We start from the raw sequence: 15,569 nt of genomic DNA, 5'->3' as shown, positions 1-15,569 counted from the left end.
ATATTTTTCCTAAAAAAAAGCCTCGGTTAATTTAACCGAGGTTTTTGTTTACACTAATTTAATTACAGGTAAAATCATTGGGCTACGTTCAGTTTTAGTAAAAATATAATCATTTAAAAGTTTAGTTATATCACGTTTTAGTTGTGATACGTTCACACCTTTTTGACTTTGAATCTTACTTACTACTAAATCATGGACCATATTACTAATTTCATTTGTTAATGCCGAGTGATCTCTCATATAGACAAAACCACGTGACATAATAACAGGTTTACCCATTGGTGTTTTACGGTGTTCATCAATAGTTACAATCGCACTAAGTAGACCATCTTCACTTAAGACTTTACGATCTCTTAATACAACATTTCCTACATCGCCAATCCCTTTACCATCTATATAAATATTGGCTGCTTGGACTTTACCAGCAATACGTGCAGTATCACTTGTTATCGCTAAGACATCGCCATTATCCATCACAAACTCATTCCCACGCTCAACCCCACAAGCAATACCAGTTTCAGCATGGATTTTTAACATGCGATATTCCCCATGAATTGGCATGAAAAACTTAGGTTTAATGAGTTTTAGCATAAGCTTTAACTCTTCATTTCCGGCGTGACCAGAAGTATGCGTATCAGTTAGTGGTGAATGGGTGATGACGTTTGCTTCGCGTTTAAAGAGTTGATTAATAGTTTTAGATACACTGGTTTGGTTTCCTGGAATCGGACTAGATGAGAAGATAACCGTATCACCTGGTTGGATTTTAATATCACGATGAGACCCGTTTGCAATGCGTGATAACGCTGCAAATGGTTCACCTTGAGAACCCGTACATAAAATGGTAATTTCATTAGCCGCAAAATGTCTTAATGCGCGAGCCCCTACAAATGTTCCATGAGGTGCACGGATATAATCCATCGACTGACCAACTTCAACCGTTCTTTCCATACTGCGTCCAAATATTGCAATTTTACGATTTGTCGCAATACTAGCTTCAACAATTTGTTGGACACGGTGAATGTTTGATGCAAATGTTGCTACAACCACGCGGCCTTCAATTTTAGTGAATATATCTTTTATATTTTCACTTACGGTTTGTTCACTTTTTGTAAACGTATCAAGTTCAGCATTTGTTGAATCACTTAACAATAATAACGTACCTTTTTGACCTAATTTAGCCATTTTATGATAATCAGCATCAGGACCAGTTGGTGTAAAATCAAATTTAAAATCACCAGTATGGACAATGTTGCCCTCTGGTGTTCTAACTACTACGCCAAATGAGTCTGGAATCGAGTGGTTCGTTCTAAAAAATCCCACACTTAATTGATCATAGCGAATGATATCATTTTCAAAAAACTCTAATAAATTGTATTGAATTCCTTTATGTTCTTGCATTTTGTTGTTAATAAGGCCAACGGCTAAACCGTTCGCATAAATCTTGGGTATTTTTACATGACGTAAAAGCCACGGAATCCCACCAATATGGTCTTCATGACCATGGGTGATGATTAAGGCTTTAATTCTATCTTGATTTTCTAGTAAATAGGTATAATCTGGAATGACATAATCAATACCGAGTAAATACTCATCCGGGAACATAATTCCCGCGTCAATAATTAAAAGCTCGTTTTGATATTCCACACAATACATATTTTTACCAACTTCACCAAGACCGCCTAATGCAAAAACACCAACTTCATTTTTTTTCAAAATTGATTGTTGCATTATGGTGTCCTCCTAAAAAACATCGTTTTTATCATGTTTATTATATCTTATTTAGCGTTATAAACCAACGCATATGTGTTATAATTTTTTTGAAGGTGATACAGATGAAACCAAATAAAATAGTATTTTTTGATATCGATCATACCATCTATGACCCAATTAAAAAAAATATACCAACATCAACACTTGAAGCAATTAAAAAACTCCATGCACGTGGGGATGTTTATATTGGTATTGCCACAGGGCGCGCTTTATACATGCTTGATGTGATTGAATCTGTAAAACCTTTCATTGATATCTATATTACCATAAATGGACAAATAATCGTACATGATAACGTTATTATTCATAAAGACCCACTAGACTTAGAGTCTATTTTAAAAGTAAAAGCCATTTTCAAAGCACAAGAACTTGTCTATGGTTATATTGGAATGCATCAACAAGGCATCAATCAATTAACACAAGAAGCCATTCATATGTTTAATGATGCTAGTATGCCACTGCCTATAGAAGATGAATTTTTTTACAAAAAGCACGATGTTTATCAAATGTGGGCATTTGCGAATGACCAACAGTTTATCGAATTAAAAGAGGCTTTAAAAGACTTACAATTAGTTCCATGGCTTAGCGATGGATTTGATGTGGTCTTAACTGACCGTAGTAAAAAAGACGGGGTTGAAATGGTACTCAACCATTTGAATATACCATTAGAAAATGCTATTTGTTTTGGCGATGGCGATAATGATAAAGAAATGCTATCATATATTCCAAATAGTTTTGCGATGGGGAATAGTAAAGATTACATAAAAACTTGCGCAGCAAGTGTAACCGACCGTTACGATTGTGACGGTATTTATAATGCACTTATAAAGTTAAACCTTATTACAAAGGAGTGAAGTCATGATTGCTGTTGTATATGTAGATGTTGCCCATCAAGCAGTTGATCAGGGCTTTGACTATTTAGTTCCAAAAGAACTTATCAATCTTATTGAAGTTGGGCAAAGGGTTGAAATTCCATTTGGACCAAGAACGATTAGTGGGATTGTCATTGAACTAAAAGAAACATCTATACTAAAGACCTTAAAACCGATTAAACGGTTATTAGATATTAAACCAGTATTTAATCATGAAATGTTGCACTTAGCTGAAACATTAAGTTATAAATATACCACACCACGTATTGAATACTTACATGCCATGTTACCAAATGCCATGCGTATGACTTATCAAAAACAGTTAATTTTGAAAGATAAACAAAAACTCGATAAAACCCTCGAAGTTTTTTTTGATAAACCGATTATTAATTACGATATTATACCGCCTAAATGTTACAAAATTTTAAAAACCATGATTGATGAAGGTGTCATAGAACAGCGCACAAAAGTCAAACAAAAAACAGGGATAAAATCAGAAGAATACGTTTATTTAAATGAACACAATGAAACCTTTAAAGGCGCAAAGCAAAAGGCAATACTCGATTATTTATCACACCATAAAATGCCGTTAAAGCAAACATTACTTGAAGATACAAGTAGTACACTATCAACATTAAATACGTTAATCGACAAAAAAGTTGTCACGATTTTATCTAAAGAAAAATATCGTGAACAAGAAACTTTATATGAGTTAAAAGATAAAATAGTTACTTTAAATGAAGCACAACTTGAAGCAGTAAATCGTATCACAACGACTTTTAATCAACCCATTACATATCTCTTACACGGCATTACCTCAAGCGGAAAAACCGAAGTGTATTTAGAACTTACTTCTCGTATGGTTAAAACCGGAAAAAGTGTCTTAATCATGGTACCTGAAATTAGTTTAACACCTGCACTGACTGCAAGATTTAAAGCGCGATTTGGTGAGCAAGTTGTGGTTTATCATAGTAGACTTACACAAGGTGAACAATACGATGAATGGCGCAAAGTCATTAAAAACGAAGCGCATATTGTAATTGGTGCAAGAAGTGCCGTATTTTCTCCAATAAAAAATATCGGCCTTATTATTATGGATGAAGAACATAGTGATAGTTATGTACAAACAGATACTCCTAGATATCACGCAAAAGAGATTGCCCATTTAAGAAGTAAAACGCATAAAGCCCCGTTAATATTAGGGTCTGCAACCCCATCAGTGGAAAGTTATTATTATGCATTAAATGGTCACTATGAATTATTAGAACTAAAACATCGGGCTTTAAAAAGTGTTTTACCAAACATTACTATTGTGGATATGAAAGAAGAATTTATTAATGGGAATAAATCAATATTCTCAAACACACTGATAGATGCTATGGAAAAACGCCTCTTACTAAACGAACAAACCCTACTGCTTATTAACCGTAGAGGTCACGCGAACTTTGTGTTATGCAGAAGTTGTGGTAAAGCCATTGAATGCGATCAATGTGATGTGAGTTTGACTTATCACCAATACACAAATAACTTAAAATGTCATTACTGCAGTAGTGAAAAACCCATGCCAAATACTTGTCCTTCTTGTGGAAGTACACACATTAGATATATGGGTATCGGAAGTGAAAAGGTTGAAGAAACACTAAAAAAACATTTTAAAGAGGCAATAATATATCGTATGGATAAAGACACAACGACTCAAAAACAAGCGCATGAAAAAATACTACATCAATTTGAAGAAGACGGAGACTTTTTAGTTGGGACTCAAATGATATCTAAAGGCTTAGATTTTGAACGTGTTAGTTTAGTTGCTATTTTAAGTGCGGATATGTCCTTATTTATTCCTGATTATTATGCGAAAGAAGATACCTTCAATCTATTAACACAAATGGCTGGAAGAAGTGGAAGAAGAGAAAAACAAGGCGAGGTCATCATTCAAGCTTATGACAGTACGCATCCTGTACTAAAAGACGTTCAAAACCACGATTACACTAATTTTTATCAACATGAAATTAATCTACGTGAACATGCAGGAATGCCACCGTTTAAAAAACTGTTAAGCATTACCATTATTCATGATAAATATAATGCTGCATTTAATAAAGCAACCGAATACTTAAAAGTTCTTAAAAGAGAATGTAGCGTGTCAACTAAAATCATCGGACCAATTAAACCGAAAATAAGTAAAATTAGCGGAAAATACCGTGTACACATATTACTCAAATATCTTGATGAACCAAACTTAATGCCTTTAATAAATCAAATGGCAAGAAACATTGATTTATCTAAATACGGGTTTTTAGTTGATCATCATCCAAGTTTACTTTAGGAGGATACGTATGAAAATAGTATTTATGGGAACCCCGGCATTTAGCGTGCCAATTTTAGAAGCACTGTGTAAAACCTATGAAGTTGTGCTTGTAGTAACGCAACCTGATATGCCTGTAGGAAGAAAACGCGTACTTTCTCCTCCTCCAGTTAAGACATATGCATTAAGTCAGGGTCTGAGTGTCTTTCAACCCCCTTCAATTAAAAAGGATTACCAGGTTATATTAGATTCAAATCCAGATATTATTATTACTGCTGCATATGGTCAAATTATTCCGGAAACACTCCTTAACTTTCCACCTTTTAAAGCCGTTAATGTGCATGCAAGTTTACTACCAAAATACCGTGGTGGTGCGCCGATTCAAAGAGCAATTATGGCTTTAGAAAAAGAAACAGGCATAACCATTATGATGATGAGTAAAAAAATGGATGCAGGGGCAATTCTAGCACAAGAAGCAATCCCCATCACACCAGAAGATACGGCTGAGAGCTTATTTAATAAATTGGCATTAATAGGAAGAGATTTATTACTTAAGACATTACCTAAAATATTTGATAAAACCATTGAGCCTATTAAACAAGATGAATCATTAGTCACTTATGCATTTAATTTAAAACCTGAAGAAGAAGCTTTAAATTTTAACGAAAGCGTCTTTAGCCTTGAGGCTAAAATCCGTGCATTTTATAAAGAACCAAACACATTTACGTTCATTCAAGGTCAAAAACTCAAAGTCATTAAAGCACAAGTTCATCAATGTTCTAACTTTATAAAACATCATAAAGATGATGAAAATGGCACAGTTATTAAGGTATTCGATAATGGTATTGGCGTAAAATGTACCGATGGTGTGCTAATTTTAACCGAAGTTCAACTCGCTGGCAAAAAAGCCATGTCAGCAAAAGATTTTATGAATGGTTCAGGGCGTCAACTTATAAACGTAGGGTCAAAATTAGGCGAATAAGCTAGGAAATTAGCGATATTTAGCATTTATATTTAAAGTGAAAAGTGATATAATTATATATTAATCAATAAAAAAGGAGAGTATTTGATGAAAAAGCGTTCACTATTTAATCGTGATGAAATGTTAGCAATGAATATACAAACCTTAAAAGACCGCGGTGTAACCGTTAAAGATATCGCAGAGATTGCACATATGCAACAATCTAAATGGAGCAATGATATTTCTATGAAAGAGTGTATTGACTCAGTAGAGAAAATTCTTTCACTAAGAGATACCTTTCACATTTTACAACTCGGCGCAGAAATTGATCGTTTAACCGAAGAAAACTTAATCAAAGAACCCATTAGAGAAATCTTACATTCAGACTTAGGAATGTTCGGAATCGATGAACTATTTGGTTTAGAAATCGCTGGATTATATGGAACCATCGGAAAAACAAACTTTGGAGATATTGACGTTAACAAACCTCTAATCGTTGCAAAATTAAATGAGGATGGAAAAGGGGCTAACCCAAAATGTCATACCTTCTTAGATGATATTGTCGGTGCCGTTGCTGCAGCAGCTTCAACACGCGTCGCACAAGTAATTAACGAAACAGAAGCTAGAAAAGATCCAACTTATAAGGAAATTAAACTCGACTTTGATTTATAGGATGTGAGTACATGGCGAAACACGAAAAGAACCTAGACGATTTTTTTAAGAAAGCTGACAAAGATCCAAAAGAACTTAAAGAGTATGTTGAAAAAGTCAGTAAAGGTGTAGATCCAAATAAAACGACACGTTTTGATAAACTTGCCATGTTTTTAAAAAGTACTGCAGATAGAGTTAAATCCTATTCAACCCCAAAAGAAAAAAAACCAAAAGATGTTTCAAATTTAAGAAGACGTTTTAGAGTATTTTATAAACGCCTTTTTAAAAAAGCAGCTGATCGTTTTAACTTTGAATCAGGGGTAGATATCTTAGATGAAACCAGTGTGTTATATCGTAGAAACCGTGTAATCAAAAACATTTTAATTATTACGAATATCGTGTTTTTACTATTTACCCTCATTGGAAATCAAAACCCAAACTATATTGTAATCTTTGGATTTGGTATCGTCATGTTCACGATCAATAGGACACTCAAAAGTATTATTAAAGAACAACCAAGGACACTTTTAAAACAACAAATGGCGATGTATATCGCAAGTGTGTATATCATACTTGCATCTTTTGCTGTGTACATTAAACTACGTGTAGGCATAGGCGATTCACTTAATACAACCGACTTTTCTATTACACAAGCAGGTTATGTTTTGATTTATTTCGCGTTAGTGGTAATTGCACTTTACCAAGATGCCAACTTACTAAGGATTTTGTTTAAATGGGTATTAGTTTTAATGACCGTTATTCATGTTGTTATCATGCACCCTTTATATTTACAAGCAAGCTCAATTGAAGCATTATACAATTACTTATTTATAGATAATCCTAACGTTGCCATTGATATTATATTAAGAACCTTAGTCTTAATTATCTTTAATATCGCTTTGTATTCATCTGTTGCAATTGGTGAGATGATGAATGATAAGCGTAAAGAAGAACTTGTAAAACGTCGTGACATGGAAACAGACTTTAAAGCTGTCGTTGGCGATGTGTTTGATGTAATAAGCGTATTCAATACGCATTCACTTGTTGAAGATGCATCTAGTGCACACCGCGTTGCAGAGATTGCCTCACGACTAGGTAATGTTTTAGGACTGAGTCCTAACGTATGTACAGAGATATTTGAATATTCAAAAATCCACGTTGATCGCGTTAAAGATTTATCCATTTTAGAATACGAAAGCAAAGAAGTCCTAAATGAGCGTGATTATCAAGTGATTAGAGAAAAAACAATTCTTGGTAGCATTATCATTAAACGTCTTCAGTTAAACCAAAAAAGTGAAGACATCATTCGTGCACACTTTGAAAAAACATTTGACAGATCATTTACCGAACGTATGAAACGCATTCAAAGAAGTCAAGAAGGACAAATTATATTGCTTGCTGAAATGTATGAAATATTAAGACAATCTAGAAATTACAAAACCGAATTAACACATAAAAGAGCAGTTGAGTTATTAGAACTTGAGTTTAAAGATTATTTCGAGCCATATATCCTCGATAGATTCATTAAATATAGTGGAGAATTTGAAGATTATTATCAACGTTTCAAACTGAAAATGGCTTAAGAATAAATTTGCTAAATAACCGATAAAAACATCAATTAAACTGAAGAATTTTATGGGGATACTCACCCCACCAAAAGAGCGTGTTTGTACACGCTTTTTTTATGACCAATTCGCATGCAAACATTAAATATTGTAAGCGTTTTTATGTTTTTGATAAAAACGCTTGATTATTTGATAAATAGGAGTATAATAAAAAATGTGTTAAGCGTTTACAAAAATATAAACAAAACCATTGAGGTAAAGACGATGATTCGTATACATACAAAAATCGCAAGTGCGTCTTTAACGATTGCCGTTTCAAATGGGAACGACACATGTTTTTGTTCACGAAAAAAACTATTAAAAGGATAATTTTTTAACCATAAAAAAGTTGTCCTTTTTGTCATTATTAGACATCTGAAAGGATTGAATTTATGAAAACTGTAGTTATTGGTGTTATCGGCGCTGACGTTCACGCAGTTGGCAACAAAATCATTGAACATGTATTAACAGAAAACGGGTACAATGTTGTAAATATTGGCGTATTAAGTTCTCAAGAAGATTTTATTAATGCGGCTATTGAAACAAATGCAAAAGCAATTTTAGTGTCTTCATTATACGGACACGGGGAAATTGATTGTAAATATATGCGAGAAAACTGTGAAGAAGCGGGATTAGAAAATGTTAAGCTTTACGTTGGGGGAAACATCGTTGTAGGGAAGCAAGATTTTAAAGAAGTCGAACAACGATTCAAAAAAATGGGCTTCGACCGTGTATACCCACCAGGAACTAACATTGAAGATGCGGTCAGGCACTTAAGAGAGGATCTGGGTGAATAATGGGAGCACACCTACTTGTTGACTTTGGATCTACCTACACTAAGTTAACTGTTGTTGATTTAGAAAAAGAAACACTTATAGGCACATCTAAAGCAATGACCACCGTTAAAACAAATGTACTTGATGGGTTTGATTTAGCACTCGAGAAACTGCATGCCGCATATTCAGACATGCCAGAAATCACGGGTGTTTCAGCATGTTCAAGTGCTGCTGGTGGTTTGAAAATGGCTGCTATAGGACTAGTAGAAGAGTTAACAGTTGAGGCTGCTAAACGCGCTTGTTTAGGTGCAGGAGCACTTGTAAACGTAGTTTTCAGTCATCACTTAAGTCGTAAAGAAATTAAACAGCTTAAATCTGCTGATATAGATATTATCCTCTTAGCTGGAGGAACAGATGGCGGAAATAAAGAATGCATTATCCATAATGCGAAAAAATTAAAAGACGCTAAGCTTGATGTTCCAATCATAGTAGCTGGAAATAAAGATGCAGCCGATGAAATCGAAGAAATATTTGAGGATTCAGATCAAGAATACTATATTTGTGACAACGTTATGCCAAAACTTAAACAACTTGATGTAAAAGATGCTAAGAAAATTATTAGACAAATATTTATTACTAAAATTATAGAAGCTAAAGGAATTAAAAAAGCTGAAGAAAAAACAGGTGAAATCATAATGCCTACGCCAGAAGCGGTTTTGCTTGCAGCAGAACTTTTAGCCAAAGGCTTTGAAGATGTTGAGGGGTATGGAGAACTAATGGTAATCGATGTTGGTGGCGCAACTACTGATGTGCACACCATTGGAGAAGGCTTTCCAAAACGATCTGAAGTTATCTTTAAAGGACTCCAAGAACCTTTCGCAAAACGTACGGTTGAAGGCGATTTAGGTATGCGCTATAGTGCGAATGCTTTATTAAGTTTAGTATCACCTTACGAGTTTAAACAATATTATCAATACGATTGTGATATTGAAATTGCCGCTAAAAAGCGTCATGATAATGTAGATTATCTCCCTGATACTGATGAAGAACGCGAATTCGATAAAGCCTTAGCTAGAATTTGTTGTGACTTTTCAATGAGCAGACATGTCGGTCATGTTGAAGTTGTTTACACACCACTTGGAAATATGTACTATCAAACAGGTAAAGATTTAACAGATACTAAGTATGTTATTGGTACTGGTGGTGTTTTAATAAATAACGATGACGCAAAAGAAATATTAAAAGAAGTTAACCATAAAGCAGATAAAAAACTTGAGTTAAGACCAGCTGATCCTATCTTCCTTATAGATAGAAAGTATATCTTATCAGCAATGGGACTACTTAGTCAAAAATATCCTAGATTAGCACTTAAACTAATGAAAGAACATCTTGAGTAGGAGGCCAAGCATGATTACGAACAAAAAAATTCCGTGGGAAGAATTTTTAAAAAAACGCGAACAAATACTTAGACACTGGGAAACAGGTGCTTCACCACTTTTGGATTTAGATAAAGCCGTTGAAACTTTAAAAAGTATCCCAGATCATAAAAACTTTGCAAAAAAACTTCGCCTTGCTAAAGAGCAAGGCATCACTATGATACAGCCACGTGCTGGGGTTGCTTTACTTGATGAACATATTAAACTACTTCAATACTTAGAAACCAAAGGTGAAGCGGATTTTCTCCCTTCTACCATTGATTCATATACCCGTCAAAACAGATATCAAAATGCGCAAGACGGGATTAAAGAATCTGAAAAAGTTGGTCGTAGCCTTTTAAATGGCTTTCCAGCCGTAAACTACGGTGTTGAAGGATGTAAAAAAGTTCTAGATAGTGTCAACAGTCCTCTACAAGCTAGACATGGTACACCGGATGCAAGATTACTAACAGAAATTATTCATGCTGCAGGTTGGACATCTAATGAAGGTGGAGGGATATCCTATAATATTCCTTACGCAAAAAACATTGGTTTAGAAGACACCATTCGCTACTGGCAATATTGTGATCGTTTAGTGGGGTATTATGCAGAACAAGGAATTGAAATTAACCGTGAGCCCTACGGACCACTTACAGGGACACTTGTACCCCCTTCAATTTCTCATACAGTCGCTATAATAGAGTCTATTTTAGCAGCGGAGCAAGGTGTTAAAAATATTACAGTAGGATATGGACAGGGCGGGAATATAACACAAGATGTTGCTGCACTTCAAACCCTTGAAGAACTTACTAATTATTACCTTAAAATATTTGGGCATCATGACATATTTGTCACAACTGTATTCCATCAATGGATGGGGGGGTTCCCACAAGATGAAGCTAAGTCTATGGGACTGATTTCTTATGCTTCTACAGTTGCTACATTAGGTGGCGCTACGAAGATGATCACTAAATCACCGCATGAATCTCAAGGTGTTCCAACCATGGAAGCTAACGCAGAAGGACTGCGTGCATCAAAAATCATAACAAGACTATTAAAAGAACAAAGATATCCTTCATCAAAAGAATTAAAAATCGAAAAAGAAATGATTCAAAAAGAAGTTAAATCGATGATTACTGCTATTTTAAACGTAGGTAAAGGGGATTTAGCTCAAGGGGCTGTTAAAGGATTTGCAATGGGCCTTATTGACATTCCGTTTGCCCCAAGTGAAATGAATGCGGGAAAAATATTACCTGCTCGTGATGCGGATGGAAATATCCGAATTCTTGAGTTTGGAAATTTAGCTTTTGATGATGAGGTAAAACAGTTCCATAAAGATAAGTTAAAAGAACGTGCCATTTTAGAAAACCGTGAAGTTTCATTCCAAATGACGATTGATGATGTTTATGCAGTTAGTCAAGGAATTCTTGTTGGTAAGCCACAAAAAAGAAAGGAAGCCTAATATGAAAATTATTGATGCAATTTGCTCACCTGGACTAACTGGGTTTTATTTTGACGATCAAAAAGCTATAAAACAAGGTGCTTTAATGGATGGTTTTATGTATAAAGGTGAGTCTGTCACTGATAAGTTTACAGCGATTAGGCAACCTGGAGAATCATTATCTATTATGTTAATCCTTGAAGATGGTTCAATTGCTCATGGTGATGCTGCAGCGGTTCAATATTCTGGTACTGGTGGTAGAGATCCACTCTTTTTAGCAAGTGAAGGAAAAATTTATTTTGAACAACACATTAAACCTAGACTTCTTAATCTAGATGTAACGGCATTTAAAAAGAACGCAGAATACTTTGATACACTTGTTATAGAAAACAAACGTCTTCATACTGCCATGCGTTATGGAATAACACAAGCATTACTTGATGCAACCGCAAAAGCAAATCGTGTTACAATGCCTGAAATTATCAGAAAAGAATATCATATTAAAAAAATGACTTATGAAGCAGTACCGCTATTTGCACAATCAGGTGATGAGCGTTATTCAAATGTCGATAAAATGATTATTAAAGAAGTCGATGTCATGCCACATGCTTTAATCAATAATATAGACACAAAGCTTGGTCATGATGGCGAAATATTAAAAGAGTATGTTAAATGGTTAAGAAATAGAATCGTACAAAAACGTATGCGTGAAGACTATGAACCCATTTTACATATTGATGTATATGGAACAATCGGAATCATATTTGATTACAATTATAAAAAAATGTTTAACTATCTTAAAGAACTATCATTATTAGCTGCACCTTTTCTACTACGTATTGAAGGTCCAGTTGATGAAGGTAATCGTGAAGGCACTATGTTAGCACTTAAAAAACTACGAGAAATGATTGATGAAGACGATCAAGTTCATGTCGAAATTGTTGCTGATGAATGGTGTAATACCCTTGAAGATGTTATCTATTTTACAGATAATCTAGCAGGTCATATGGTTCAAGTTAAAACCCCTGATTTAGGTGGCGTTAACAATATTATAGAAGCATTACTTTATTGTCGTAAACATAATATGGGCGCATACAGTGGTGGTACTTGTAATGAAACGAATATTAGTGCAGAAGTAACCACATCAATCGCAATTGCTTGCGAGGCTAAACAATGTCTTGCAAAACCAGGAATGGGTGCTGATGAAGGCATAATGATTGTTAAAAATCATATGGCAAGAACGTTAGCACTAATTGAAAGAAACCAAAAAAATAATGCCTAACATTATAGTTGGTTCTTTAGAATCAAGCGATTGCATGATTACCCTAAAAGCCCATAAAGATTTAAAAATTGATATTGAAAGTATTGTATTTGATGCTTTCGGTAAACAAATTGAAAAAGTCATAAAACGCCAATTAAAAAAACATAATATCAGTAATATTTATGTGTTATGTCAAGATAAAGGTGCGCTTGATTACACCATTGAAGCTCGTTTAGAAACTGCCATCTTGCGCTTTAAGGAGGCTACTAATGAGTCGTAGTTATCTTTTTATACCCGGGGATGTTCCTCGCATGCTACAAACCCTTGATGTGTTCGAAGCAGATGCCATTATCATAGACTTTGAAGATGCAGTAAGTTTGCATCAAAAAGATGAAGCTCGTGTGCTAACGCATACGTTTTTGTCGTATTATAACTTTATCAAACCTGAAATCTATATTCGTATCAATAGTCATTTAGATTACGATTTATTTAAAAAAGATTTAGAAACAATTAAAGGCCTTAATATTAAAGGAATTGTTCTACCAAAAACATCCACAGAGGCACTTTATCAAATAGAACATCTTTATGATGAACTTTCTATTAACTTTCCGATTATAGGATTAATTGAAACCCCTCACGCCTTTTTTGAACTTGAAAATATCGCACGTCATTCACTTATTGAAGGCTTATTACTTGGTGCTGAGGACTTAACCCGTGCATTATCCATAAATAGAACTTTACAAGGCGATGAAATTTTGTTCGCAAGAACTCAAGTGATTTTAGCTGCAAAAAGTTTTAATAAATTTGCGATAGATACCCCTTTTACTGATGTTCATGATAGTAAAGGTTTAGCAATAGATACACAAAAATCTGCTCAACTAGGTTTTGATGGGAAAGCAAGCATCCATCCTAACCACGTAAGCATTATTAACGATATATTAAGCCCCACACAAGCACTTATTGATGAATCAAAACGCATTGTCCATCAAAGCGAGACACTTAACAGTATCCGTTTTAGTTTAGATGGTAAAATGATTGATAAACCAGTCATTGAACGTGCTAAAAATATATTAGATAAAGCAAAACGATACAACAAATTGTAGGTGGATTTATGAAAGTGATATGTCAAACAATCGATGAATTATTTGAGCACTTAACCATTAAAGATGGCTTAGCCATCTCTTTTCACCATCACTTAAGAAATGGTGATGGTATCATCAACAAAGTGCTTACAAAATTTGAATCATTAAATACACAAGATATATCATTATACCCATCATCGATTTTCCCAAGTTATACGAAAATTCTTGATCTTCTTAAAAATGGCCAAATTACCCATATAACCACCAACTATCTAAATGGACCAGTTGCTAGTTATCTAGCAGAACATAGTCTAGAGGGAATACTGAAAATGCAAACTCATGGTGGTAGAGCGCGTGCATTTATTGAAGGAGAAAATCAAGTTGATATCGCTTTTATTGCAGCCCCTGCGTGTGATAAACAAGGGAATGCAACAGGCATTGAAGGTAAAAATGCTTGCGGAAGTTTAGGCTATGCTATTGAAGATTCAAAATACGCTAAAACAAAAGTTCTCATAACCGATACATTATTAGATGAACTAAAATTCAAGCAAATCGATGGTGCTGATATAGATTTTATCCTCGTTTTAGATTCGATTGGAGATGCAAAAGGGATTGTAAGTGGAACAACCGCAATCACAAACGATCCAGTTGGTGTTAAAATTGCTAAAAACGCTAGTGAACTCATAAAAGCACTGGATTTAGTTCAAGAAGGATTCTCATTTCAAAGTGGTGCAGGTGGGGTTAGCTTGCGCGTGACTCAAACCATTAAAAAACTCCTAAAAGAGAAAAAAATTCAAGCATCTTTCTTTTCAGGAGGTATAACTAAGTATCACGTAGAAATGTTAGAAGAAGGGCTTGTCAAAACGTTATATGATGTTCAATGTTTTGATCTAGAAGCCATTAACTCACTCAAAAAAAATAAAAACCATTATGCAATAAGTGCGAATACGTATGCGAATCCATCAAACCCTAACCGAATTATTAAAGATTTAGACGTCGTTATATTAGGGGCAACAGAAATAGATCTTGAGTTTAATGTGAATGTAACAACAGACTCTTATAACCTAATCATAGGTGGATCTGGTGGGCACAGTGACACCGCAACTGATGCAAAGGTTACCATTATTGTTACACCGCTTTTAAAAGCCCGTACACCGATTATTAAACAACAAGTGAACACCATTACAACCTTAGGCAAAAATATTGATTGCATTGTGACAGAACGTGGCATTGCAATTAACCCAAATCGTAAAGATTTACTAGATAAATTAAAAGGCTCAAAGCTTGATATTGTTTCTATCAATGCGCTGATGGACCGTGCACATCAATATACAGGGATCCCACAAGAAACAATTTATAAAGGCATTCCACTTGGTGTAGTTGAAGACCGAGATGGCGTAATTATTGACACACTTTATACAAAGAGGTGAA

At 34.6% G+C, this 15,569-nt stretch carries 13 protein-coding genes; 12 read left to right on the top strand and 1 reads right to left on the bottom strand.

All coding sequences use genetic code 11. The features are described 5' to 3' along the window. Positions 1 to 48: 48 nt before the first annotated feature. Positions 49 to 1,728, bottom strand: a complete 1,680-nt coding sequence (gene rnjA / locus ACHAJD_RS02085; protein ID WP_435584197.1) for a ribonuclease J1 — start codon at positions 1,726 to 1,728, stop codon at positions 49 to 51. A 104-nt stretch (positions 1,729 to 1,832) separates the two neighbouring features. Between rnjA and ACHAJD_RS02080 the strand changes: the two genes are divergently transcribed. The 12 genes from ACHAJD_RS02080 to ACHAJD_RS02025 all read left to right on the top strand — a co-directional run bounded on the left by ACHAJD_RS02080 (position 1,833) and on the right by ACHAJD_RS02025 (position 15,568). Then, positions 1,833 to 2,624 carry a Cof-type HAD-IIB family hydrolase gene (locus ACHAJD_RS02080; RefSeq protein WP_435584196.1) on the top strand — a complete coding sequence of 264 codons (792 nt, stop codon included), beginning with the start codon at positions 1,833 to 1,835 and terminating at the stop codon, positions 2,622 to 2,624. Between the two features lie 4 nt (positions 2,625 to 2,628). Next, positions 2,629 to 4,968 (top strand): primosomal protein N', encoded by a 2,340-nt coding sequence (priA, locus tag ACHAJD_RS02075; protein WP_435584195.1) that lies wholly within the window; start codon positions 2,629 to 2,631, stop codon positions 4,966 to 4,968. A gap of 10 nt (positions 4,969 to 4,978) precedes the next feature. Further along, entirely contained in the window at positions 4,979 to 5,929 is a 951-nt protein-coding gene (gene fmt, locus ACHAJD_RS02070; RefSeq protein WP_435584194.1) for a methionyl-tRNA formyltransferase, read from the top strand. Positions 5,930 to 6,016: 87 nt separating this feature from the next. Then, the gene (locus tag ACHAJD_RS02065) at positions 6,017 to 6,580 is read left to right on the top strand and encodes a phosphatidylglycerophosphatase A family protein (protein WP_435584193.1); all 564 of its coding nucleotides are present in this window, start codon (positions 6,017 to 6,019) and stop codon (positions 6,578 to 6,580) included. Positions 6,581 to 6,591: 11 nt separating this feature from the next. Then, positions 6,592 to 8,142: an HD domain-containing phosphohydrolase gene (locus ACHAJD_RS02060; RefSeq protein WP_435584192.1), complete on the top strand. Its 1,551-nt coding sequence runs from the start codon at positions 6,592 to 6,594 to the stop codon at positions 8,140 to 8,142. A 413-nt stretch (positions 8,143 to 8,555) separates the two neighbouring features. Then, entirely contained in the window at positions 8,556 to 8,960 is a 405-nt protein-coding gene (glmS, locus tag ACHAJD_RS02055) for a methylaspartate mutase subunit S (protein ID WP_435584191.1), read from the top strand. Beyond that, positions 8,960 to 10,336, top strand: a complete 1,377-nt coding sequence (gene glmL / locus ACHAJD_RS02050) for a methylaspartate mutase accessory protein GlmL (protein ID WP_435584190.1) — start codon at positions 8,960 to 8,962, stop codon at positions 10,334 to 10,336. The genes glmS and glmL overlap by 1 nt, the downstream gene beginning before the upstream one ends. Before the next feature lie 10 nt (positions 10,337 to 10,346). After that, on the top strand, positions 10,347 to 11,816 hold the full coding sequence (locus ACHAJD_RS02045) for a methylaspartate mutase subunit E (RefSeq protein WP_435584189.1): 1,470 nt from the start codon (positions 10,347 to 10,349) through the stop codon (positions 11,814 to 11,816). Position 11,817: 1 nt separating this feature from the next. Next, complete coding sequence (locus ACHAJD_RS02040; protein WP_435584188.1) at positions 11,818 to 13,077, top strand: methylaspartate ammonia-lyase; 1,260 nt, start codon at positions 11,818 to 11,820, stop codon at positions 13,075 to 13,077. After that, positions 13,070 to 13,336, top strand: coding sequence for a citrate lyase acyl carrier protein (gene citD / locus ACHAJD_RS02035; protein ID WP_435584187.1), 267 nt, complete (start codon positions 13,070 to 13,072; stop codon positions 13,334 to 13,336). Before ACHAJD_RS02040 ends, citD begins: the two co-directional genes overlap by 8 nt. After that, entirely contained in the window at positions 13,326 to 14,159 is an 834-nt protein-coding gene (locus ACHAJD_RS02030) for an HpcH/HpaI aldolase/citrate lyase family protein (protein ID WP_435584186.1), read from the top strand. The genes citD and ACHAJD_RS02030 overlap by 11 nt, the downstream gene beginning before the upstream one ends. Before the next feature lie 8 nt (positions 14,160 to 14,167). Next, a complete protein-coding gene (locus tag ACHAJD_RS02025; protein ID WP_435584185.1) occupies positions 14,168 to 15,568 on the top strand; it encodes a citrate lyase subunit alpha in 1,401 nt (466 codons plus the stop codon). Position 15,569 lies beyond the last annotated feature (1 nt).

The sequence above is a fragment of the Liberiplasma polymorphum genome, assembly GCF_043951795.1.
GTDB classification, from domain to species: Bacteria; Bacillota_I; Bacilli_A; order Izemoplasmatales; family Izemoplasmataceae; genus Liberiplasma; species Liberiplasma polymorphum.
This window is presented reverse-complemented; position numbering and strand designations above follow the sequence as displayed.

Coding starts and splice junctions, on each gene's coding strand:
- ACHAJD_RS02065 (WP_435584193.1), top strand. CDS start 6,017: ATGAAAAAGCGTTCACTATTTAATCGTGATGAAATGTTAGCAATGAAT.
- ACHAJD_RS02030 (WP_435584186.1), top strand. CDS start 13,326: ATGAGTCGTAGTTATCTTTTTATACCCGGGGATGTTCCTCGCATGCTA.
- citD (WP_435584187.1), top strand. CDS start 13,070: ATGCCTAACATTATAGTTGGTTCTTTAGAATCAAGCGATTGCATGATT.
- glmL (WP_435584190.1), top strand. CDS start 8,960: ATGGGAGCACACCTACTTGTTGACTTTGGATCTACCTACACTAAGTTA.
- priA (WP_435584195.1), top strand. CDS start 2,629: ATGATTGCTGTTGTATATGTAGATGTTGCCCATCAAGCAGTTGATCAG.
- ACHAJD_RS02080 (WP_435584196.1), top strand. CDS start 1,833: ATGAAACCAAATAAAATAGTATTTTTTGATATCGATCATACCATCTAT.
- ACHAJD_RS02025 (WP_435584185.1), top strand. CDS start 14,168: ATGAAAGTGATATGTCAAACAATCGATGAATTATTTGAGCACTTAACC.
- fmt (WP_435584194.1), top strand. CDS start 4,979: ATGAAAATAGTATTTATGGGAACCCCGGCATTTAGCGTGCCAATTTTA.
- glmS (WP_435584191.1), top strand. CDS start 8,556: ATGAAAACTGTAGTTATTGGTGTTATCGGCGCTGACGTTCACGCAGTT.
- ACHAJD_RS02045 (WP_435584189.1), top strand. CDS start 10,347: ATGATTACGAACAAAAAAATTCCGTGGGAAGAATTTTTAAAAAAACGC.
- ACHAJD_RS02060 (WP_435584192.1), top strand. CDS start 6,592: ATGGCGAAACACGAAAAGAACCTAGACGATTTTTTTAAGAAAGCTGAC.
- ACHAJD_RS02040 (WP_435584188.1), top strand. CDS start 11,818: ATGAAAATTATTGATGCAATTTGCTCACCTGGACTAACTGGGTTTTAT.
- rnjA (WP_435584197.1), bottom strand. CDS start 1,728: ATGCAACAATCAATTTTGAAAAAAAATGAAGTTGGTGTTTTTGCATTA.